The organism is Janthinobacterium sp. 1L-D-8-B-C4 (genome assembly GCF_057291295.1).
In genome coordinates this window covers 88,174-108,721 of sequence record NZ_JBXAVX010000011.1, presented here as the reverse complement: position 1 = coordinate 108,721, position 20,548 = coordinate 88,174, and the positions used below count along the sequence as shown (strand labels likewise).

The 20,548-nt window shown below is 58.2% G+C and carries 17 protein-coding genes and 1 tRNA gene; 11 read left to right on the top strand and 7 right to left on the bottom strand.

What is annotated here, in order from left to right; genetic code table 11:
- Positions 1-615: 615 nt before the first annotated feature.
- From AC0Z42_RS19125 to AC0Z42_RS19095, 7 genes are all read right to left on the bottom strand, one after another.
- Positions 616-1,614: a hypothetical protein gene (locus AC0Z42_RS19125; RefSeq protein ID WP_485469775.1), complete on the bottom strand. Its 999-nt coding sequence runs from the start codon at positions 1,612-1,614 to the stop codon at positions 616-618.
- The gene (locus tag AC0Z42_RS19120; RefSeq protein WP_485469774.1) at positions 1,611-2,486 is read right to left on the bottom strand and encodes an ABC transporter ATP-binding protein; all 876 of its coding nucleotides are present in this window, start codon (positions 2,484-2,486) and stop codon (positions 1,611-1,613) included. Before AC0Z42_RS19120 ends, AC0Z42_RS19125 begins: the two co-directional genes overlap by 4 nt.
- The gene (locus AC0Z42_RS19115; RefSeq protein ID WP_485469773.1) at positions 2,483-2,848 is read right to left on the bottom strand and encodes a GntR family transcriptional regulator; all 366 of its coding nucleotides are present in this window, start codon (positions 2,846-2,848) and stop codon (positions 2,483-2,485) included. Before AC0Z42_RS19115 ends, AC0Z42_RS19120 begins: the two co-directional genes overlap by 4 nt.
- 131 nt (positions 2,849-2,979) lie before the next feature.
- Positions 2,980-3,699 (bottom strand): DUF72 domain-containing protein, encoded by a 720-nt coding sequence (locus AC0Z42_RS19110; protein ID WP_485469772.1) that lies wholly within the window; start codon positions 3,697-3,699, stop codon positions 2,980-2,982.
- Between the two features lie 69 nt (positions 3,700-3,768).
- Positions 3,769-4,524 (bottom strand): UDP-2,3-diacylglucosamine diphosphatase, encoded by a 756-nt coding sequence (locus AC0Z42_RS19105; RefSeq protein WP_485469771.1) that lies wholly within the window; start codon positions 4,522-4,524, stop codon positions 3,769-3,771.
- Between the two features lie 84 nt (positions 4,525-4,608).
- On the bottom strand, positions 4,609-5,100 hold the full coding sequence (locus AC0Z42_RS19100; protein ID WP_485469770.1) for a peptidylprolyl isomerase: 492 nt from the start codon (positions 5,098-5,100) through the stop codon (positions 4,609-4,611).
- 78 nt (positions 5,101-5,178) lie between these two features.
- A complete protein-coding gene (locus AC0Z42_RS19095) occupies positions 5,179-5,805 on the bottom strand; it encodes a peptidylprolyl isomerase (RefSeq protein ID WP_485469769.1) in 627 nt (208 codons plus the stop codon).
- Positions 5,806-6,093: 288 nt separating this feature from the next.
- Between AC0Z42_RS19095 and cysS the strand changes: the two genes are divergently transcribed.
- From cysS to AC0Z42_RS19040, 11 genes are all read left to right on the top strand, one after another.
- Entirely contained in the window at positions 6,094-7,491 is a 1,398-nt protein-coding gene (gene cysS / locus AC0Z42_RS19090; RefSeq protein WP_485469768.1) for a cysteine--tRNA ligase, read from the top strand.
- On the top strand, positions 7,488-8,189 hold the full coding sequence (locus AC0Z42_RS19085; protein WP_485469767.1) for a DNA-3-methyladenine glycosylase family protein: 702 nt from the start codon (positions 7,488-7,490) through the stop codon (positions 8,187-8,189). Before cysS ends, AC0Z42_RS19085 begins: the two co-directional genes overlap by 4 nt.
- 73 nt (positions 8,190-8,262) lie before the next feature.
- A complete protein-coding gene (locus tag AC0Z42_RS19080) occupies positions 8,263-9,237 on the top strand; it encodes an acetyl-CoA carboxylase carboxyltransferase subunit alpha (protein ID WP_308922041.1) in 975 nt (324 codons plus the stop codon).
- 200 nt (positions 9,238-9,437) lie between these two features.
- Positions 9,438-10,856 carry a tRNA lysidine(34) synthetase TilS gene (tilS, locus tag AC0Z42_RS19075; protein WP_485469766.1) on the top strand — a complete coding sequence of 473 codons (1,419 nt, stop codon included), beginning with the start codon at positions 9,438-9,440 and terminating at the stop codon, positions 10,854-10,856.
- A 164-nt stretch (positions 10,857-11,020) separates the two neighbouring features.
- On the top strand, positions 11,021-12,268 hold the full coding sequence (locus AC0Z42_RS19070; protein ID WP_485469765.1) for an aspartate kinase: 1,248 nt from the start codon (positions 11,021-11,023) through the stop codon (positions 12,266-12,268).
- A 110-nt stretch (positions 12,269-12,378) separates the two neighbouring features.
- Positions 12,379-12,471, top strand: a tRNA-Ser gene (locus tag AC0Z42_RS19065).
- A 305-nt stretch (positions 12,472-12,776) separates the two neighbouring features.
- Positions 12,777-13,973 carry a tyrosine-type recombinase/integrase gene (locus tag AC0Z42_RS19060; RefSeq protein WP_485469764.1) on the top strand — a complete coding sequence of 399 codons (1,197 nt, stop codon included), beginning with the start codon at positions 12,777-12,779 and terminating at the stop codon, positions 13,971-13,973.
- A gap of 982 nt (positions 13,974-14,955) precedes the next feature.
- Positions 14,956-16,275 (top strand): GTPase-associated system all-helical protein GASH, encoded by a 1,320-nt coding sequence (locus tag AC0Z42_RS19055; protein ID WP_485469763.1) that lies wholly within the window; start codon positions 14,956-14,958, stop codon positions 16,273-16,275.
- A gap of 179 nt (positions 16,276-16,454) precedes the next feature.
- Positions 16,455-17,240 carry a TRAFAC clade GTPase domain-containing protein gene (locus tag AC0Z42_RS19050; protein WP_485469857.1) on the top strand — a complete coding sequence of 262 codons (786 nt, stop codon included), beginning with the start codon at positions 16,455-16,457 and terminating at the stop codon, positions 17,238-17,240.
- Positions 17,233-18,075 (top strand): TRAFAC clade GTPase domain-containing protein, encoded by an 843-nt coding sequence (locus tag AC0Z42_RS19045; RefSeq protein WP_485469762.1) that lies wholly within the window; start codon positions 17,233-17,235, stop codon positions 18,073-18,075. Before AC0Z42_RS19050 ends, AC0Z42_RS19045 begins: the two co-directional genes overlap by 8 nt.
- The gene (locus AC0Z42_RS19040) at positions 18,075-20,546 is read left to right on the top strand and encodes a GAP1-N1 domain-containing protein (RefSeq protein ID WP_485469761.1); all 2,472 of its coding nucleotides are present in this window, start codon (positions 18,075-18,077) and stop codon (positions 20,544-20,546) included. The genes AC0Z42_RS19045 and AC0Z42_RS19040 overlap by 1 nt, the downstream gene beginning before the upstream one ends.
- Positions 20,547-20,548: the final 2 nt, after the last annotated feature.

Below are 20,548 nucleotides of genomic sequence, written 5' to 3'. Positions count from 1 at the left end.
ATTTAAGCGTTGCTGACTGAAAAGAATCAGGCGTGCGATCTATAAGATCGATGCCGTTCCTGGTTTGTTTGTATGCCGATTCTGATCGGAAAGCACGGGCGTTTTTTGGGCCACATGCCGCAGGGAAGCTGCGGTTTCGCGCACTTGGCGGCGCCGTCTTCCCTATGATGGTAGTTTCAAATCTGAAACTTTCAATTTCATTTTAATCACAATCAATAACTATATTCTGACAAAGTTCTTTCACGGGAATAGGCACCAATACTCACCGAATGAATAGAATGTCATGCGTTTTTGCCTTAACGAAGCTATTTTCATGTATTTCGGGATGAAAATATTCGACTATCGAAAATGTAGTTGTGGCTTTTCAGTCTTGTTATTGATTAATTTAATTGCAGTGGCTGTGCGATAGAAATAATTATTTATTATTTTGATATTCAATTCAGGGTATTGATTTAATAGCCTGATTGGTGAAATGGTCTGGAGTGAATAACTATCGATAAAATAGTTATTATCGGGGCGTGAAAATAAAAGGCAATTTTCCATGAAAAACGCCCCGGCTGGCGGGGCGTTGGGCAATTCGGGAACAAACAGGTTCAGCCCTTTGTCAGCCGTTTGTCAGCCTTCCTCGCGCCAGCGGCGCAACCGGATGGCAACCCAGATCATGGCCGCGCCCGCTACCGCACCCAGCCAGGCGGCCGGCAGGCCCAGGCTGGACCAGGAATTACCGAATACGTCGATCTGCGCCATGTGCGAACCACCTGCGGCGGCGCGCAACTGTGGCAGCAGCTCCGGTTCGAACAGGTACCAGCTGCCCGGCAAGGTACCGAGCAAGGTGCGCGCGATTACCTTCGACTGTATCCAGTTGGCCTGCGCCTGCAATTGCGCCAGTTCGCCGCCCCACACCAGCAGCACGGCCAGCAGCAGTGGCACGCCGACAGCCCACAGGAAGACCTTGCTGCGGGCCCAGCTCGACACCATCAGCAGCCAGCCGACCGTCGGCAAGGCCCACAGGCAATACACGGGCAGCAGCCCGAACAGGCGCAGCGGAGCGAAGTACAGGCCTGGCCTGGCGGCCAGTTCGCCGAACACATGGATGCCGTTCAGCTCCAGCACCCCCGCCAGGCCCAGCAACAATGCCAGCGAAGTCAGGCAAGCTGCGGCCAGCACGATCATCGGCGCCACCAGCAGCGCGATGGCAGCCTTGGAAAGCACTGTCAGCCCGTCCGATACGGGCAGCGACTTCCAGAACAGGATGCTGCGGTCGCGGCGGTCATCGTGCAAAGCGCTCAGGCAATAGAAAAACACCAGGAAGCCCAGCGCCAGAAACAGCGGCGCGGCCAGGTAGGCGTAATTGTTGGCGACGGCATCGATGACCTCGTTCTTTTGCCGCGCGAAGGACGGCGCGTTGAAGACGGCGCTCCAGGACACGTCTTCGCCGTTGATGGTCAGCGCGGTGCGCGTCCTGGTTCTGGCGATGGTGGTCATGGTCAGCAGCGTACCGAGCACCGTCAATACGATGCCGATCACGGCAGGCGTCCACAGCAGCATGCCCTTGTGCTCCCACAGTTCGCGCCGGAGCAGCCATTTCATCTTGTTGACAGGCGAGATGCTCATTGCTGTGCTCCTTTCATGGTGGCGACAAACAGGTCGGCCAGGCTGGGCGTGTGCAGTTCTCCCAGCACGGCCAATTGCGCGCGGTTGACGCCGTCGAACAGCATCACGGATTTGCCGAACACGCTGCGTTCGCTGATCGGCTGCAGGGCGCGCGCGGCATTGACCTGCTGCGGCCCGACCATCACCTCGATATAGCGTTCGCCCACTTCTTCCATGGTGGCGGCCAGCACGATCTTGCCGTCGCGGATGAACATCAGGTCGCTGAGGATATGCTCGACTTCCTCGATCTGGTGGGTGGTGATGACGATGGTCTTGTTTTCGTCAAAATAGTCTTCCAGCAGGTTCTGGTAAAACTGCTTGCGGTAAAGAATGTCCAGGCCCAGGGTCGGCTCGTCGAGCACCAGCAGTTTCGCGTCGATCGCCATCACCAGCGCCAGGTGCAACTGCACCACCATGCCCTTGGACATGGCTTTCACCTTCATCTTCGGCGACAGCTTGGTCAGCGCCAGGTAGCGCTCGGCCTTGCTGCGGTCAAAGCGCGGATGCACGCCCGCCACGAAGTCGACCGCATCGGCCACGCGCAGCCAGCCCGGCAAGATTGCCACGTCGGCGATAAAGCACACGTCTTCCATCAGGGCGTCGCGCGCAAGCCGTGGATCGCGCCCCAGCACCGACAGTTCACCGTCGAAGCCCGTCAGGCCCAGGATGGCTTTCAGGGTGGTGGTCTTGCCCGAGCCGTTCGGCCCGATCAGGCCGACGATGCGGCCCGGCGCGATATCGAAGCTGAGGCCGTCGAGCGCCGCCTGTCTGCCATATTGCTTGCGCAGGCCGCGCGCGCTGATCACGCTGCCCTTGTCGAGTTGTTCGCTCATGGGGTCGCTCCTTTATGGGTTTGCAGCAGTTGTTCCACGTCGAGGCCCAGGCGCGCGATGCGTTCCAGCATGGCCGGCCATTCTTCGCGCAGGAAGCGTTCGCGTTCGCTGGCCAGCAATTTGTCGCGGGCGCCTTGCAATACATACATACCGAGTCCTCTGCGTTTTTCCACCAGCGCCTCGTCCACCAGTTCCTGGTAGGCGCGCGAGACGGTAATGGGATTGAGTTGATAGTCGGCCGCCACCTGGCGCACCGACGGCAGGGCGTCGCCGGACTGCAGCGCGCCATCGAGCATCATGCCGACCACTTTCGCCTTGAGCTGACGGTAGATCGGGCTGTTGTCGTTCCAGTCGGCGCTCATGGAATGCGCTCCGGCAAGGTTGACAGGGAGGGACGTGAGGACCATGCGGCTGGCATCGAAGCTCCTTGGGGTGATTTAATGAATTGGTGTTGTAGTTAACTATAACACCAGGATTTAAAAAATCAACAACTTCATGCTTTCAGGCGTTGTTGCAAGTCCAGCGCATTGAGCAGCGCCGCGCCGGAGGCCGTATTGTCGAAGATGCACCAGCTGCCAGCCGCCACCTGTGTGCGCAGCTCGGTGGCGAGGGCGTCCAGAAATTCGGCCGAATAATCCGAGTAATAAATCTTCGGGCTGCCGTGCAGGCGAATGTACGCCACTTCGGTGGTCGCTTCATGCGGCCCCGGCTGTCCGGCGGGCGGGTCGGCGCGCACGCGGGTGATCTGGCGTTCGCGCAGCAGGGCGGTGGCGGCCTCGCCGAACCAGCTGGCGTGGCGTGCTTCGAAGGCCAGCATGCCGGCGAAATAGCCACGCAGGCTGTCAAAAAATGCCTCGGCGACGGCAGTATCGAAACGCAGGTTGGGCGGCAGTTGCACCAGCACGCAGCCCAGTTTTTCCTTCAGGTGCGCCACCTCGCCGGCAAAGCGCTGCAGTTGCTCCGCGTAATCTTTCAGGCGCAGCTCGTGCGTGATGGTGCGCGGCAGCTTGACGCTGAAGCGAAAATCTTCGGGCACGCTGTCGGCCCAGCGCGCATAGGTCGTGGGTTGATGAGGTCGGTAGAACGAGGTATTGATTTCGGCGCAGCCGAGCACCCGGCCATAGCGTTGCAGATGGCTGCCGTCAGAGGGGAAATGTGCCGAGGCCGCGCTGGAAATGCCCCAGCCGGCCGTGCCGATATACAGTGTGGACATGCCACCATTACAGCAGAGCCAGACAGGCAGGCTTGTCAGACAGCGCCTTGTGGCGGCGTCGGCGCCAGGCTAGTCGATGATGGCGCCGTCCAGCGCGTGGCGCGTAATGCTGCCGTCGCCAGCGATGGCGATCCAGCCGCCGCGCGCCGTTTCTCCGGCTTGCACATCGCATTCCCAGTCGGGCAGGACGTAGCGCAAGGTGCCGTTCACTTCATGCAGGGCGGGGCGGTGCGTGTGGCCGTGGATCATGATGGTTGCGGCCTGTTCGGCAAACACCTGCGCGACGGCTTCTGGCGTTACGTCCATGATGTCCATCGCCTTCTCGCCGTTGTGCTCGCGGCTGTTCTTGCGCAAGCCGTCGATAATGGCCTTGCGCTGCGTCAAAGGCGTGGCCAGGAACTGCTGCTGCCAGGCCGGTTGGCGCACCATGGCACGAAAATCCATATAGGCCACATCCCTGGTGCATTCGGCGTCGCCATGCAGCAGCACGATGCGCTGGCCGGCAATGGTGGTGACGTGCGGTTCGCTCAGCAAGGTGGCGCCGGCGGCGGCGGCAAAGCCTGAGCCGACCAGGAAGTCGCGGTTGCCGGCGATCCAGTAGACATGCACGCCCGCATCGCTGAGGGCGCGCAGGGCTGCCGTCATGCGCGCATTGAACGGGTCTTCCAAATCATCGTCGCCGGCCCAATATTCGAACAGGTCGCCCAGCAGGTACAGGGCGTGCGCATGCTGCGCATGGTGCTCAAGAAAGGAAAGAAAGGCGGCGCTGGTGCGCGGGTGCGAGCGCTGCAGATGCAGGTCGGAAATAAAGAGTGCGGCAGGCATTGTCATCGTTCAACGCTCCCCTGATCAAGATTGTGCATGGAAGTAAGAAGAACGTGGCAATGCCTGTGATTCATGTTGCGTGGATTACGCTGCTTCGACTTTTTCGATGATGACGTCCGTCGCTGGCACATCGGCAAACATGCCGGCGCGCGTGGTTTTCACGGCGCGGATGGCGTCAACCACTTCCTTGCCATCGGTAACTTTACCGAACACGGCGTAGCCCCAGCCGTCCTGGCCCGGGTAGTCGAGGAAACTGTTGTTCTTGATGTTGATGAAGAACTGGGCCGACGCCGAGTGCGGATCCGAGGTACGGGCCATGGCCAGGGTGTAGGTATCGTTTTTCAGGCCGTTCTTGGCTTCGTTTTCAACGGTGGTGTCGGCCGGCTTTTGTTTCATGCCTGGCTCGAAGCCGCCGCCCTGGATCATGAAGCCGTCGATCACGCGGTGGAAAATCGTGTTGTTGTAGTGGCCGGCTTCCATGTAGGCCAGGAAGTTGGCAACCGTTTTCGGCGCTTTTTCAGCGTCCAGTTCAGCGGTGATCTTGCCCAGGTTGGTGGTGATGATTACGGAAGTCATGATAGTCCTTTACATTAGGTGAAATATTTCGTGCCCCGGCTAGCCGGCGCGGCTGGCCGGGGCGGCAAAAACGCTATTTTACAGTTTTGCGGGCGCTTGTTTGAGCAAGGTAGCCGATTCGATCACCACCGGCGTAACGGGCACGTTCTGGTGCGGCCCCTTGTCGGCTACCGGCACCGCCTTGATCTTGTCGACCACATCCATGCCACTGACGACCTTGCCGAACACCGTATAGCCGAAGCCATCGCGGCCCAGATAGTCGAGGGCGCCATTATTGCCGACGTTGATGAAAAATTGCGAGGTGGCCGAATGCGGGTCGCCGGTGCGCGCCATGGCGATGCTGTAGGTGACGTTCTGCAAGCCGTTCTGCGCTTCGTTCTGGATCGGCGCCTTGGTGGCTTTCTGCTTCATGTTCTTGTCGAAGCCGCCGCCCTGTATCATGAAGCCGTCGATCACGCGGTGGAACACGGTGCCCTTGTAGTAGCCGCTTTTGACATACTGCAGAAAGTTGGCCACGCTTTTCGGCGCTTTTTCCTGGTCCAGTTCCAGCACGATCTCGCCCATGCTGGTTTTCAGGGCCACGTGCGGGGTTGGATCGAGCGCCGCCGGGGTAGCCGCCACCACCGCGCCACCCAGGGCCAGGCCGGCAAACAGCGTGAAAAAGCGGGCCAGGAACGGCAGGCGCGGGGATTTTGTTGCTTGCATAAGGTGTCCTTGATCGTTATTTTTCTTTAAACTTGCTTGAATGGCAAAAAAATCAACTAGGTGTTGAACTTCGGTTGAACTTCGTAAAAACCTGATTCATATCGGGCCAGTCTGGTTTTTATCAATGTTATACTTGCCCGCTAACGCCCAATTCTAACAAACAAGAACAACAATACAGCGGGTAGGTCAGTCTCGGCGCACACGGCAGTAGAGTGGCGCGGCACCCACGGTGTCCGCGCCTGTCTGTCGTTTTCCCCGGGCTGGCTGCCGCTCTACCAGTAAAGCACGATGAGCAATCTAAAGATTTACAACACCCTGGCACGCGAAAAGCAGGTCTTCGTTCCAATGGAAGCGGGCAAGGTCCGCATGTATGTATGCGGCATGACCATCTACGACTACTGCCATATCGGCCATGCGCGCATGATGATGGCGTTCGACGTGATCTATCGCTGGCTGAAGGCGTCCGGGCTGGACGTCACGTATGTGCGCAATATTACCGATATCGATGACAAGATCATCCGCCGCGCGGTGGAAAATGGCGAAACGATATCGCAGCTGACCACGCGTTTTACGCAGTACATGAACGAAGACACGGCCGCGCTGGGCATCCTGGCGCCCGATCATTCGCCGCGCGCCACCGACTACGTGCCGCACATGCTGCGCCTGATCGAGCGCCTGGAAACGAATAGCCTGGCCTACCAGGGCGAGGATGGCGACGTCAATTACGCCGTGCGCAACTTCCCCGGCTACGGCAAATTGTCGGGCAAGTCGCTCGACGACCTGCGCGCCGGCGAGCGCGTCGATGTGAACACCGGCAAGCGCGATCCGCTCGACTTCGTGCTGTGGAAGTCGTCGAAGGAATCCGAACCCGAAGAAGTCAAATGGGATTCGAAATGGGGCAAGGGCCGCCCGGGCTGGCATATCGAATGCTCGGCCATGGCCTGCGCCTTGCTGGGCGAACAGTTCGACATCCATGGCGGCGGCGCCGACTTGCAGTTCCCGCACCATGAAAACGAGATCGCCCAATCCGAAGGCGCGTTTGGCCATGCCAGCGTCAATTACTGGATCCATAACGGCTTCGTGCGCCTGGATAATGAAAAAATGTCCAAGTCCCTGGGCAATTTCTTCACCATCCGCGAAGTGCTGCAAAAGTTCGATGCCGAAGTGATCCGCTTCTTCATCCTGCGCGCGCACTACCGCAGCCCGCTCAATTATTCCGACGTGCACCTGGACGACGCGCGCCTGGCGCTGACGCGTTTGTACACGGCGCTGGCCGAAGTTGCCGTGGAAGAGGGCGCAATCGACTGGAGCGAAGCCCACGCCGTGCGTTTCAGCGAGGCAATGGACGACGACTTCAACACGCCGCTGGCGGTGGCGGCCCTGTTCGACCTGGCCACGGAAGTGAACAAGAGCAAGTCACCAGCGCTGGCGCGTCAGTTGAAGGGCCTGGCAGGCGTATTGGGCTTGCTGGAACGCACGCCGCAGCAATTCCTGCAGGCCACCGTGGGCACTGCCGCCGGCGGCAATGACGAGACAGCCGCCATCGAACACGCGATCGCCGCGCGCAGCGCCGCGAAAAAAGCGCGTGACTTTGCCGAGTCCGACAAGATCCGCGCCGAATTGCTGCAGGCCGGCATCATCCTGGAAGACAAGCCTGACGGCTCGACCAACTGGCGCCGCGCATGATGTCCAACACCAGGGAAAACGGCGAAGCCGTGGCGCCGGCGCAAATACAGGTGCCGGCCTACTGGGAAGAGGCGAAGATCGAGCTGATGAAGCGCGACCGCATCATGAAAAAGCTGATCCCGCAATTTGGCGACCTGCACCTGGTCGGCCATAGCGACCCGTTTACCACCCTGGCCCGCTCGCTGGTGGGCCAGCAGATCACGCCCAAGGCCGCCGACCTGGCCTGGAAAAAGCTGCTGCTGGCCTGCCCGAAATGCACGCCGTCGCAAGTGCTCAAGGCGGGCGCCGAGCAATTGTCGGCCTGTGGTTTGTCCAAGCGCAAGACCGAATACCTGCTGGACCTGGCCGACCATTTCAAGGCCAAGCGCGTGCACGCCAGCCAGTGGGGCGAAATGGACGACGAAGCCGTCATCGCCGAACTGGTGCAAATCCGCGGCATCGGCCGCTGGACCGCCGAAATGTTCCTGATCTTTAACCTGTTGCGGCCGAATGTGCTGCCGCTCGATGACCCCGGCTTGATCCAGGGCATCAGCGTCAATTACTTTTCCGGCGAACCTGTTTCACGCAGCGATGCGCGCGAGGTGTCCGCCAATTGGGAACCGTGGCGCACCGTGGCAACCTGGTATTTATGGCGCAGTCTTGATCCTGCCGCTGCCGTCGTGGCCGCTTCTGCCAGCGATACAGGCCCCCGCGCCTGAGCCGGTACGGTAAAATAACCATCAATAACGCCGCGCGCCCTGGCGACGCGGCTGGTAAAACCCTGGAGGTACAATGACTAAAACGACTTTCCTCAATTTTGAACAGCCGATCGCGGAACTCGATTCCAAGATCGAAGAGTTGCGCTTCGTGCAAGACGATTCGGCCGTCGACATCTCGGAAGAGATCGACCGCCTGGCCAAGAAGAGCCAGCAGCTGACCAAGGATATCTACGCCAAGCTGACGCCCTGGCAAGTGGCGCAGATCGCGCGCCACCCGCAGCGCCCCTACACCATGGATTATGTGAACGAAATCTTTACCGATTTCCACGAACTGCATGGCGACCGCAGCTATGCCGACGACTTGTCCGTGGTCGGCGGCCTGGCCCGCTTCAACGGCCAGCCCTGCATGGTCATCGGCCACCAGAAAGGCCGCGACACGAAAGAGCGCGCGATGCGCAACTTCGGCATGCCGAAACCGGAAGGCTACCGCAAGGCCATGCGCCTGATGAAAGTGGCTGAAAAGTTCAACCTGCCGATCTTCACCTTTGTCGACACGCCAGGCGCTTTCCCCGGCATCGACGCCGAAGAGCGCGGCCAGTCCGAGGCCATCGGCCACAACCTGTACGTGATGGCCGAACTGAAAGTGCCTTTGATCGCCACCATCATCGGTGAAGGCGGCTCCGGCGGCGCGCTGGCGATTGCCGTCGGCGACGCCGTGCTGATGCTGCAATACTCGACCTACGCCGTGATCTCGCCGGAAGGCTGCGCCTCGATCCTGTGGAAGAGCGCCGAGCGCGCCGCCGATGCGGCCGAAGCGCTGGGCCTGACCGCGCACCGCCTGAAAGCCATGGGCCTGATCGACAAGATCATCAACGAACCGCTGGGCGGCGCCCACCGCGATCCGAAACAGATGGCGACCTTGCTGAAACGCGCCCTGGCCGACACCCTGCGCCAGTTCCACGGCATGAAAACCAAGGACCTGCTGCAAGCGCGCCATGAAAAGCTGCTGAGCTATGGCAAGTTCAAGGAAACCACGCCGAGCGAGTAAGATTTATTTAACCCAACGGCAGAATCCGGGGTCAGACCCTTAGGGGGAATGAGCGCCAATGGCGCGCATTCCAATCCCGCAGGGACTGACCCCAGCTCTTCAAGGTCTTGGGCTAAAGCAAGCATAAAACACCAGGGACAGGCAGGTAGCCGAACATCTTCGACTACCTGCCTGTCCCTCTTTGCATTCCCGGAACCCATATGAAAAAGCAACAAACCGCCAGCGTCGCCGATATCTTTGCGCGCGCCTTGCAAGACTGCGCGCCGCAAGCCGGCCAGACGATCGGTATCGCCCTCAGTGGCGGCCTCGACTCCTCGGCCCTGCTGCACCTGGCCCATGCCTGGGCGCAGGAGCACGGCGTGGCGCTGCGCGCCTTCCACGTGCACCATGGCCTCAGTCCGAACGCCGACGCCTGGCTGGTGCATTGCGAGCAGCTGTGCGCCAGCCTGGACGTGCAGTTCGAGGCCGCCCGCGTCAGCATCGAGATCAACCCGAAGACGGGTACCGAAGAGGCGGCCCGCAAGCGCCGCTATGCTGCCCTGGGTGCCTTGTGTGCGCAACACGGCGTGCGTTTGCTGCTGACCGCCCACCACCAGGACGACCAGGCCGAAACCGTGCTGCTGCAGCTGCTGCGCGGTTCGGGCACGGCCGGCTTGTCGGGCATGGATGGCGCCAACAGCGCGCCCGAACTGCTGGCCAATCCGGACCTGGTGATGGCGCGCCCGCTGCTGCCGGTGTCGCGCAAGCAGCTGGAAAGCTACGTGGCGAAACATGGCATCGCGCATATCCACGACGAGTCGAACGACGATGCGCGCTTTGCCCGCAATGCCCTGCGGCACCAGGTGATGCCGGTGCTGGCGCAGGCCTTTCCCGGCTTCCAGGAACGCTTTGCGCGCAGCGCCCAGCATGCGCAGTCGGCGCAGCGCCTGCTGACGGAACTGGCGACGCAGGATCTCGCCAACTGCCTCGATGGCGAGTGCATCGAGCTGGCGAAATTGCGTGAATTGAGCCAGGACCGCTGCTACAACCTGCTGCGCCATTGGTTCGGCACGCGCAACCTGCGCATGCCGTCGACGGCGTGGCTGGCGGAAATGCTGGCGCAGCTGCTCGAAGCGCGGCCCGATGCGCAGTTGCTGGTGACGCATCCGGAATGCCATGTGCGGCGCCACCGCGACCGGCTGTACCTGACGCCGAAACTGGAAGACCTGGCCGGCATGCGCGAGCGTGATGACGCGAATATTCCGGGCCTGGAAAAAGCCGGCCAGGATTTTCACTGGCAGGGCGAAGCGAGCCTGGCGTTCCCCGCCTATGGCGGCGTGCTGCATTTCGATCCGGTGGGCCAGGGCGGGCAGGGCATCGATATCGGCTGGCTCAAGTCGCAGTTGCTGACCATCGATTTCCGCCAGGGTGGCGAGCGCTTGAAGCTGGCGCTGAACCGCCCGACCAAGAGCCTGAAATACCATTACCAGGCGTTTGACGTGCCGGCCTGGGAGCGCGAGCGCCTGCCGCTTGTCTGTGCGGCGCAACAATTGCTGTTTGCCGCCGGCATCGGCCTCGATTGCCATTGCCTCGGCGCCGACGATGCGCCACGCGTCACCTTGCGCTGGGCCGCTGCCTGAGCGGCCTGCCATGCGGTGTGGACTGGCGTGCACACTGCATGGATCGGTTATTTCCATATGCGTAATCGGTATGAGCTAATGCGCTTAATAGCTTGTTATTTTGCATTGCGGCATGTAGAGTAAAGCCCTCTTTTTTATTCTTCTTGAGCGGAAACTTCACTCTTATGGCTTTAATCGTCCACAAATATGGCGGTACGTCGATGGGCTCGACTGACCGTATCAAGAATGTCGCCAAGCGCGTTGCCAAGTGGCACGACGCTGGGCATCAAATCGTGGTGGTGCCATCCGCCATGTCGGGCGAGACCAACCGCCTGATTGGACTGGCCAGGGAAATCATGGATCAACCCGATCCGCGTGAACTTGACATGATCGCCTCGACAGGCGAACAAGTGTCCGTCGGCCTATTGTCGATGGCACTGCTGGCGATCGGCAAACAAGCCGTATCCTACGCCGGCTGGCAAGTCGCGATCAAAACCGATTCCGCCTTTACCAAGGCCCGCATCCAGTCGATCGATGACGAAAAAGTCAAACGCGACCTCGATGCCGGCAAGATTGTCATCATTACCGGCTTCCAGGGCGTCGACGAGAACGACAATATCGCGACCCTGGGCCGCGGCGGTTCCGACACCTCGGCCGTGGCGATCGCCGCCGCCATGAAGGCGCAGGAATGCCTGATCTTTACCGATGTGGACGGCGTCTACACGACCGATCCGCGCGTGGTCTCCGAGGCGCGCCGCCTGAAGACCATCACCTTTGAAGAAATGCTGGAACTGGCTTCGCTGGGCTCCAAAGTGCTGCAAACGCGTTCGGTGGAATTTGCCGGCAACTACCGCGTGCCGACGCGCGTGCTGTCGTCGCTGACCGACCCGATGCTGCCTTTGGAAATAGAAGCCAATTCAGGCACCCTGATTTCGTTTGAGGAAGACACCAATATGGAACAAGCAGTTATCTCCGGCATCGCCTTCAACCGCGACGAAGCCAAAATCACCGTGCTCGGCGTGCCTGACCGCCCGGGCGTGGCCTACCACATCCTGGGGCCGGTGGCCGAGGCCAATATCGAAGTCGACATGATCATACAGAATCAGTCGGTCGACGGTAAAACGGATTTCACCTTCACCGTCTCGCGCGGCGAATACGCACGCGCCCTGGCCGTGCTGGAAGCAAACCGCGAACAACTGGGCGCGGCCAGCATCACCGGCGACGCCAAGGTGTCGAAACTGTCAGTGGTCGGCGTGGGCATGCGCAGCCACGTCGGCGTCGCTTCGCAAATGTTCCGCACCCTGTCGGAAGAGAGCATCAACATCATGATGATCTCGACCTCGGAAATCAAGATCTCGGTTCTGATCGACGAAAAATACATGGAACTGGCCGTACGCGCCCTGCACAAGGCGTTCGAGCTGGAAAAAGCTTAAACAAGTAAAAATATCACCGCACGCCCTTGACCAAAGGGGGTGCAATCGATATTATGACGTTCGTCGCTGCAGCGCAGTCAGCTGAAACGACATAGTTGAGTAATCAGCTAGGAGACGTGGCCGAGTGGCCGAAGGCACATCCCTGCTAAGGATGCATACGGCTTATACCTGTATCGTGGGTTCGAATCCCACCGTCTCCGCCAGTATTTTTAAAAACCCGCTTCGGCGGGTTTTTTCATTTCCGCTCCTCATAGGAGAAACCACGTCAATCCATCCGCCAGCGTCCGCTGCCTGCCGCGTCAATCCAGCATCTGCTGGGGGGTAGGCTGGGGGGTAGGAATGGCTGTGCGCGCTGCCTTCAAGCGTACGTCGCCGGTCCTGTTATGTCCCGCCTGTTGTCGCAACTGGCCTTGCGCGGGATCAAGTGTCGTTGCCAGCACGCGCTTGATCGCGCGCTAAAATTTAGTACGGGTTCTCGCAATGCGGGGGTGGGGTAATGACAATCAGGATGAACAAGCTGTCGGCGCTGGTCGTAGGTCGCGCCAGGGAGCCAGGGTATTACGGCGATGGCGGCGGCCTGGTGCTGCAAGTATCCGGCGCTGGCGCCAGGAGCTGGCTGTTTCGCTATAGCATCGCTGGCAGGCGTCGCGAAATGGGGCTGGGCTCCTGTCTGGCAGTCGATCTGGCCGAGGCGCGCAAAAAGGCTCGGCAATGCCGTTTGCTGCTGAGCGAAGGGCACGATCCGCTGGCAATGCGCCGCCAAGAAGAACAGGCAGGTATGCTGGCGCGTGCGCGTCAAATGACCTTTGAGCAGTGCGCGGCGTCCTATATCTCTGCGCACCGGCATGGCTGGAGAAATGCCAAACATGTGGCGCAGTGGGAAAGCACCCTGGCCGCTTATGTGTTCCCGGTGGTGGGGGCGCTGCCTGTCGCGGCGATCAACACCGATCTGGTCGTCAAGGTGCTCGGTGCAATCTGGTTGTCGAAGACGGAGACGGCAACGCGCATACGCGGCAGAATCGAATGCATACTCGACTGGGCAACGGTCAGTGGCTTTCGTCAGGGGGAAAATCCGGCGCGCTGGAAAGGCCATCTGGAGAATCTGCTGGCCAATCCGAACAAGGTTTCTCCAGTGAAGAACCGGCCGGCCCTGCCGTGGCAAGAGATCGGCAGATTCATGGCCGCCTTAGCGGGTCAGGAAGGGATTGCTGCCAGGGCGCTGGCGTTTGCGATTCTGACGGCCGCCCGCTCAGGAGAGGTCAGGGGGGCGCGGTGGCCTGAGATTGACTTGGAGGCGGCGCTGTGGACGATTCCAGCGCAGCGTATGAAGGCCGGCAAGGAGCATCGCGTGCCGCTGTCTGGTGAGGCGCTTGCGCTGCTGCGCGCAGTGCCGCGTCAGGGGGGCGTCATCTTTTCAGGTCGCAAGCATGGCGCGCAGTTGTCGGACATGAGTTTGACGGCAGTCTTGCGCCGCATGCAGTTTGAGGATATCACCGTGCACGGTTTCCGTTCTTCCTTCCGTGACTGGTGCGCCGAGGCGGCAGCCAACGCCTTTTCACGTGAGGTATGCGAGCATGCGCTGGCGCACCGCTTGCCGGACAGGGTGGAAGCGGCCTACCGGCGCGGCGACTTGTTCGACAAGCGTATCGTGCTGATGCAGGCATGGTCTGACTTTTGCACCAATCCCGCACCGCCTGTCGTGTGATGGGATATCCCATGGAGTATCCTTGCGCAGGCTGAGGACTGGCATGCGTGTTCAGGCGCCTTGCAGCCACTGTCCGCATCCCGTGCTGGCACGCGTTCCTGAACCAGGCCTGCAAGCGGCCCTGGAGTCTTACGGAGGCCAGGAAGGTGTCTTCCTTGGCGCTTGCTTAGATCCTGCTACCCTATTTTCCGCTGCTTGCCGACACTTCAGGCAGGCGGCTGAAGCGCGCCTCGTTGAGCGTTGGCGCGCCAAGGTACTGTGGCGTGGAGGGCGGTGTCACTTGGGAGGCCCTTCTCTTCAGCGGTGATGCGGGATCGGTGCCAGCACGACGGCAATGGCGCAGACCGGATCGCCATCCTTGCATAGCCAGTTGATTGTTGCTGCGGGTATCGTCGCTGAAGGCCAGAAATGCGACGAAATTCTGGCCGCCCTTCGCTGGTGGTGGCGTTTGAGCCAGGCACGCAGTTGTTCTGCACAGGATTCTTCATGGTATTTAATCGCCCTCATGTCGTGCGGAACATGCACGGTTAAACCACAAATCTGCCACGGTTGAATCACAAATCTGACACGGTTGAAGCAGATATGGCACAAATAAGGCCTTATAAGGCCTTATTTGCTTTCAGCCGTGCCAAAAAAGGGGTTTGGTTGACGTTGCGTCCGACGATTTTAGTGGTTCAGTCGCTGCGCGAAGCGGGGCAGGATAGGTGAAGTTAGCTAACCGGCGGGCCGGTTAGCTAACTTCACACCTGCTTATTCGCACTTCGTGCTCAACGTGTGAAGGATGCCTGAAGGGACACAATCCCGACAGCGGTTGGGTGCTGGGGTCTAATCGTCGAGAACACCTTGATAGGCGGAAAATACACCACTTGTGGCGGTTGCCCCCAACAGACGCTATGCAAAGCATATTACGCCCTTCGATAACAAGGGGAAACGGTGCTAAAACTCGTACAGAAATTGAAGTTGCCTGTATGATACTAAACCAATGACATTGCCAGCTATGAACTCGGAGCAAAAAATGCAAATAAGCATACTGCAGGACTTTCTAACCCTGCGATTATTGAATATCGGAGCAGAAGACTCTCGCCTTGAAAAATTGGTTGACGCAGCCCATGAACTGGCTCAACAGTATGCGCGAAATCCTAAAGCCGCCGTAGCATCACTCCTTGCCGCGTGGGACCCCGCTGCGGGCTCCCATCAATCTCTTCTCGATATAGGTGAGCTCCTGCAAAAACACTGGCCTACTTTTCGGGCGGCGTTCCAAGACGAACCACTTACTCTGTACCGCGCCATTATTCTCGAAGCGGTTAAGGGAGCCATGGAGCAGCAAGGTACATTGGCGGTTGCTGTGGACTTAATTGGCGCCAACGTGTTACCGTACTTGAATGTGGGTCTGGAAGAGAAGATTTTGTCTAAGATTTTGGACCGCGCGCGTCAAATCAAAACGGAACGCTTAGCGCGCGTGTGGCCAACGCAGTCAACCTCTGCACCCAGCGCTGCCTTGAAGGCGCCGACAATCCCTGCTATAAAAGCTACGGACTCCACCGCCTGGCACAAAGAAGTGGCCGCTTCAGCCGGGCCACAGCAGAGAGACGGCACATCTCTTCAAAACCCTAATCCTCACTGGACTAATCAGCCGGCGAATTGGTCGTATGATTTCGCGGACCGGATGGCCCCAATTCTTGTCGATGTCCATGATAAGGCAGCCAACGCTGCGCTGAAGGCAAGTGCCCAAGCATTTAAGGCTCTCGGTGAAGCAGTCGTCGCGAAACTAAACGAGTTCGTCCGCTCGGAACAATCCCGCAGCAATCAACTGAACATTTCAAACAAGCTGCTATGGTGGCGGCAGGCGCTTTACTCTGAGACCGCAGATACACCGTATCGCCAATTGCAGTTGCCGCTTGTTGCACTTTATGCGGCATTTGACGTTGCGGACCTGCTGCCGGAGGTCTATCCGCCGGCAGTCGAATCGCTTGTCACAGAAGCAGTGCTCGCAGTTGCTGGCAGCAAAAACGAAGAACAAATCAATACTAAGGACTTGCTGGAAGCTATGATGAGGTCTACAGCCGTTCGTGGACATGAATGGCTTCAAGAACAGCGCATCCCTTTGGGGACCAGAAGTCTGTTCATTCAAGCGCTAGCGAACTCATCTCTATCTGGGAGAGCAGAGCTATCCCAGATGAGCGTCGCACCGGAAATGAGCATGACACTCGCTGAGTGGTCAATCTGGCTCTTACGGGAAGTCAAAGTATTGGAGTCTTTGAATATACCAGACGAGATTTCTGAAACCTCGGAGGAAGCGTGAACGGGCTCTGTGCTCAATTAGCCTGTATCGCTCCAGACGAGGTTGGATGCCTCGAGGGTGAATCCGCGCCTCACCTTTGCAAGCACTGGCAGAAGAAAAGTGACGCAGAAGTGCGCGAAGCATCCGGTGCGGTGGAGGATGGAGCAAGGTTGCCGTGGACTGGTAACGCTTTAGGCTCTATGGACACCGCGTTCTTGGCAGGTAGAGCCAGAACACGGCTTGTAGGTATATTTGGTGCCTCTGATAGCGGGAAAACTTCCCTGCTAGGAGCTTGGTATCTGCTAGTCGGGCGTGGCATCTGCCCTGATGGCATCTCGTTCGCCGGCTCATTAACCTTGGAGGGTTGGGAGAATATTGCAGGGAGCCTTCGTTGGAACTCAGCGCACGGCCCTGCGTTTCCACCGCATACATCGAGTGGAGCGGGCCGGCATCCAGGTCTCCTACATCTGGACTTGAACCTTCATGGCACCCGACGCGATATCCTCTTCGCTGACACGCCTGGCGAATGGTTCAGCCGTTGGGCAGTGCGACGCGATGCGGATGATGCAACTGGCGCACTTTGGCTTTCCGACGCATCAGATGTCCTTATTGTTGTGGCGGATTCCCTGGCGCTTGCCGGGCCCAAGTTAGGTGTTGCAAGGTCTAACTTGGTTTCGCTACTTCGGCGTGTAGCTGCTGAGCGGCGTGGCCGACCTGTTGCTTTAGTATGGACAAAGGGAGACGTCGACGTCGAACCAGAAATGCAGCAGGCAGTGACTCAAGCGGCGGACTTGGTCCTCGGTAGCTATCAGACGTTCAGGGTAAGCATGCATTCCGCTCCTGGACAGGCCTCCTACAACAACGGGCAGGGATTGGTTGAGCTTTTCGAATGGATGCTGACAGTCCCGGACGCGCGTTTCCGAAGCGCGTCCGGCGCACAGCCCGAACGGGATATGTTACGTCAACTGGGAGGAGTCTATGCCTGATAAACCACTTAACATTGCCGTTTTTGGCGAATCCAATGTTGGCAAGAGCCACTACGGGGCACAACTTATAGGTCGTTTGAACGCCGAAACAGGGATGTTACGGATGCGCGGTGCAGCGCTTGATTTGACAGCGTTTGATGATGTTGTTCAGTCACTCAGCGGAGGAGTTCCGGGAGCGCACACAGCGGCAGGAAGCTACACTGAAACCATTCTGCCTGTAGTAACCGAAGCGCATGTGGCGATCGACTTGAGCTGGCCAGACTATGCAGGCGAGCAGGTAAGCTCACTCCTGGACGAACGGCTTGTTCCGGCCTCATGGCATCAGCGCGTCGAGGCTGCAGATGGATGGGTATTGCTGGTTCGGCCCAAGAGTGCGCCGTTAGCAGATGACATATTCTCGAGACCGCTCGGTGACCTGAAATCTTCTCGTCCAGAAGGGTTTTCGATTGAACGTTCTTCGCAAGCGCGTCTTGTCGAACTGCTGCAAATGCTGCTTTACACACGCCGCTCACGGACAGGCAAAGAGAAACCAGCACTTGCGGTGCTTCTGACGTGCTGGGATGAGCTCAAACTCCCAGAAGGAACAAAGCCTGCAGAAGTGCTACGCGAAAAACTACCGCTCTTTGCAAGTTTTTTGGAAAACAATTGGGAGAAAAGCGACATTCTAGTCTTCGGTCTCTCCGCAACGGGAGTCGCCCTTACCAAAGAATCTCCAAACAAAGACTTCATTTACAAGGGGGCGGAACATATGGGGTGGGCAATTTCTAATGAGGGAACACAAACGACAGACCTCACTATGCCTATCGCCGAACTTGCAAATGCTGTGCACAACTAATGCTTATCCATAAAGCTTGGTATGGCCCCAAAGGCGGACACTCACTCCTCTCCTCAACGGACCCTGGTTTGCAAACCGTCTTTCGACAAGCAGCTTGGCTCACAGACCTCCCTGGCACTGTTCCGACAGGTTTGCAATGGCAGCCTTACTTTCGCACAGCCATCCATGAGGGTTACTTTGTCCTTATTCATACCAGGAGCAGCCGCGACACGACAAGAGCCGGGATGGTCGATTCGGTCGCTGCATTTATCCTTTTAAGCGAGCTGCCGCTTTTGCCTGACTTTGCCGCGTTGGCTAACAATCTGCGTGAATCCCAGGATTCTGTCGAGCGTACACCCTTTGTGGCAACTGCCGAAGCTTCCGAGCCGTCAGTGAACATAAAGAAGCCGCTGTTGCTAGAATTGGCAGGTGCGCTAATCTCCAGTAGGTCACGGCCAGCCATCCATGTCGGGCAGTCGGGGTTCGACGACATCATGCTCAGCTTGCTGCAGGTTGTTCCTCGTCTGCTGCGACGCGAAATTCTTTTCAGTTTGAGCTTCACCGTAGAAGACTCGGTGGCATGTGCCGCAGTCGCCATTCCGACAGAGCTGGTCTCGCGATACCCTCAAAATCAGTTACTTTCAGCGTCAGACAACCCTCTGAGCACAGGCGTTGCTGCGCTTTTAAATATGCCTGAAGGCCGCCCATTGTTGGACTTCGGTGAAGCGGCTGCCTTCGATTTGCCGTCTTCGTCCTCCCTTATCTTGCTGGAGCAAGCCTTTCGCCTCTGGGAAAATCCGTCCGGAGTCAGTGATGCTATAGGCCTGGTCCGTCTATTAGCTGCCAAGTCGGGCGATTCGCAACAAGCGAGTGAAGTGCGCCAGTCTGCTTTAGAAAGGCTCATTAATACGTCTTTCAAATGGCAGCCGACCGACATCCTCTCAATGCGTAACTTACAGTTAGAGCGCTTTGACGCAAATAGCCTGAGCAATACCGTGAAAGACTGGATTCGTAACCGCGTTGACGAAGTGAGTGTTACTGAGGACGATTGCAAGCTCTTTGACCAGGCAGTCCGCGGAGCAGCGCAACAAGCGTGGTGGAGTACCGACGTACTTGCCGCCTACACCGACACGATTAAACCCGATAGTTTAGGCATCGGCTGTCTGGCATGGGAGACTATCGAGAAGCACCCAGAGAGCCTTTTGCCAGTGCTAAATCTCTTTGATGCCAGAGGGTATCTCAATGGATTGACGAATACTGTTTTCTTAGGCCTATCCACCGTCACAATAGACGCGGTCGCTGAAGAAAGCGCGAAGCGTGGAGCGTGGCAGCTATGTGGAACTGCGTTAGCCACCCGCTACGACGCTTCTCGGGCTCTGCTAGATGTATTGAAATACTGCCCACCCAAGGCAGCTCGGCATACCGCTGTAGAGTCCGCCCTCTCAAGGGCTGCGCCGAGTGAGCGCATAGAAATTGCAATCCGTGAAGATATTGAAGAGGTTACAAGCCTCGCAGCGGACGTCGTAAAAAACGAACCGAGACTTCTGCGTAACTTTAAATGGAATTTTCCGGTGTGGTTTGACATCTTGGACAAAGTAGTTGCGAGTAACGTGAATGCAGGTAACGAGATAGAAAACAGAACACAGGGCCTTCAAACCATCATCCAGCGCGGCGAGCGGTCGGCACGAATCTGGGGGCCATTAGTTAGAGCTGCACTTGCGGACCTGTTGATTGTTCCCAACAGAGAGCATGCCTGGACGCTAATACCCGACTCGCTGGTTGCAAAAGTTGTCGGTCAAACCGCCAAAGCTTGGCTTGCAGCAGTGTTAGACGGCCAAGTCAGCACAGCGGCCATCGAGGAGCCACTGCACAGCGAAGTCAGGTCCGCTCTTAAGGCGGGGCCTTTCATGGCGTCTCTTGCGAAAAATGCGCATTTAAATTTCATTAAAATCATCGATACGCTTTATCCTGCAAATGACAATGAATGCGCAAACCTTCTGGACTCACTCGCGAATACACCCGCGTATAGATTGCCATCAGCTCCTGCTGCTGCCATAGGACAGCTGATTCAGTCCAGGAAGTGGACATCGGCGGCATCGCGAGCGGCTACCCATAGCTCCTTCCGCGACGACTTCTTAATAATCGCTAAAGAGTGCGTGGGTGTTATGGGTGTCTTGGACAGTTGGGCGGTGCGTTTTCGAACCGGCCGGCCGGCTAAAATTCCCACAGACGATGCCTGGAAAATGTTTGAAGACTCCTTGGCAGAGCTTTACCCCCATGGCCCCACTGACCAAGAATTTTGGAGTCGCAGCGGAGGCAGAGATAATCAGCTAATTACAGAAGGCAATGGACTCGCACAGTGGCATCGCTGCATTAAGCAAGTACGTGCGGGATTCGGTCCGTCAGCATCTGACCTCCTGCGTACAGCCCTGCGGGACTTCAGTGGAAACCTTGTTCTGAAAATGCTGCAAGTTAGTTGCGTGCTAGAATAAAA

Bases quoted from the DNA above. Each gene is read 5' to 3' on its own strand.
- AC0Z42_RS19125 (WP_485469775.1), bottom strand. From the start codon at position 1,614: ATGAGCATCTCGCCTGTCAACAAGATGAAATGGCTGCTCCGGCGCGAA.
- AC0Z42_RS19105 (WP_485469771.1), bottom strand. From the start codon at position 4,524: ATGCCTGCCGCACTCTTTATTTCCGACCTGCATCTGCAGCGCTCGCAC.
- AC0Z42_RS19070 (WP_485469765.1), top strand. From the start codon at position 11,021: ATGGCTTTAATCGTCCACAAATATGGCGGTACGTCGATGGGCTCGACT.
- AC0Z42_RS19080 (WP_308922041.1), top strand. From the start codon at position 8,263: ATGACTAAAACGACTTTCCTCAATTTTGAACAGCCGATCGCGGAACTC.
- AC0Z42_RS19060 (WP_485469764.1), top strand. From the start codon at position 12,777: ATGAACAAGCTGTCGGCGCTGGTCGTAGGTCGCGCCAGGGAGCCAGGG.
- AC0Z42_RS19115 (WP_485469773.1), bottom strand. From the start codon at position 2,848: ATGAGCGCCGACTGGAACGACAACAGCCCGATCTACCGTCAGCTCAAG.
- AC0Z42_RS19055 (WP_485469763.1), top strand. From the start codon at position 14,956: ATGACATTGCCAGCTATGAACTCGGAGCAAAAAATGCAAATAAGCATA.
- tilS (WP_485469766.1), top strand. From the start codon at position 9,438: ATGAAAAAGCAACAAACCGCCAGCGTCGCCGATATCTTTGCGCGCGCC.
- cysS (WP_485469768.1), top strand. From the start codon at position 6,094: ATGAGCAATCTAAAGATTTACAACACCCTGGCACGCGAAAAGCAGGTC.
- AC0Z42_RS19100 (WP_485469770.1), bottom strand. From the start codon at position 5,100: ATGACTTCCGTAATCATCACCACCAACCTGGGCAAGATCACCGCTGAA.
- AC0Z42_RS19110 (WP_485469772.1), bottom strand. From the start codon at position 3,699: ATGTCCACACTGTATATCGGCACGGCCGGCTGGGGCATTTCCAGCGCG.
- AC0Z42_RS19045 (WP_485469762.1), top strand. From the start codon at position 17,233: ATGCCTGATAAACCACTTAACATTGCCGTTTTTGGCGAATCCAATGTT.
- AC0Z42_RS19085 (WP_485469767.1), top strand. From the start codon at position 7,488: ATGATGTCCAACACCAGGGAAAACGGCGAAGCCGTGGCGCCGGCGCAA.
- AC0Z42_RS19040 (WP_485469761.1), top strand. From the start codon at position 18,075: ATGCTTATCCATAAAGCTTGGTATGGCCCCAAAGGCGGACACTCACTC.
- AC0Z42_RS19120 (WP_485469774.1), bottom strand. From the start codon at position 2,486: ATGAGCGAACAACTCGACAAGGGCAGCGTGATCAGCGCGCGCGGCCTG.
- AC0Z42_RS19050 (WP_485469857.1), top strand. From the start codon at position 16,455: ATGGACACCGCGTTCTTGGCAGGTAGAGCCAGAACACGGCTTGTAGGT.
- AC0Z42_RS19095 (WP_485469769.1), bottom strand. From the start codon at position 5,805: ATGCAAGCAACAAAATCCCCGCGCCTGCCGTTCCTGGCCCGCTTTTTC.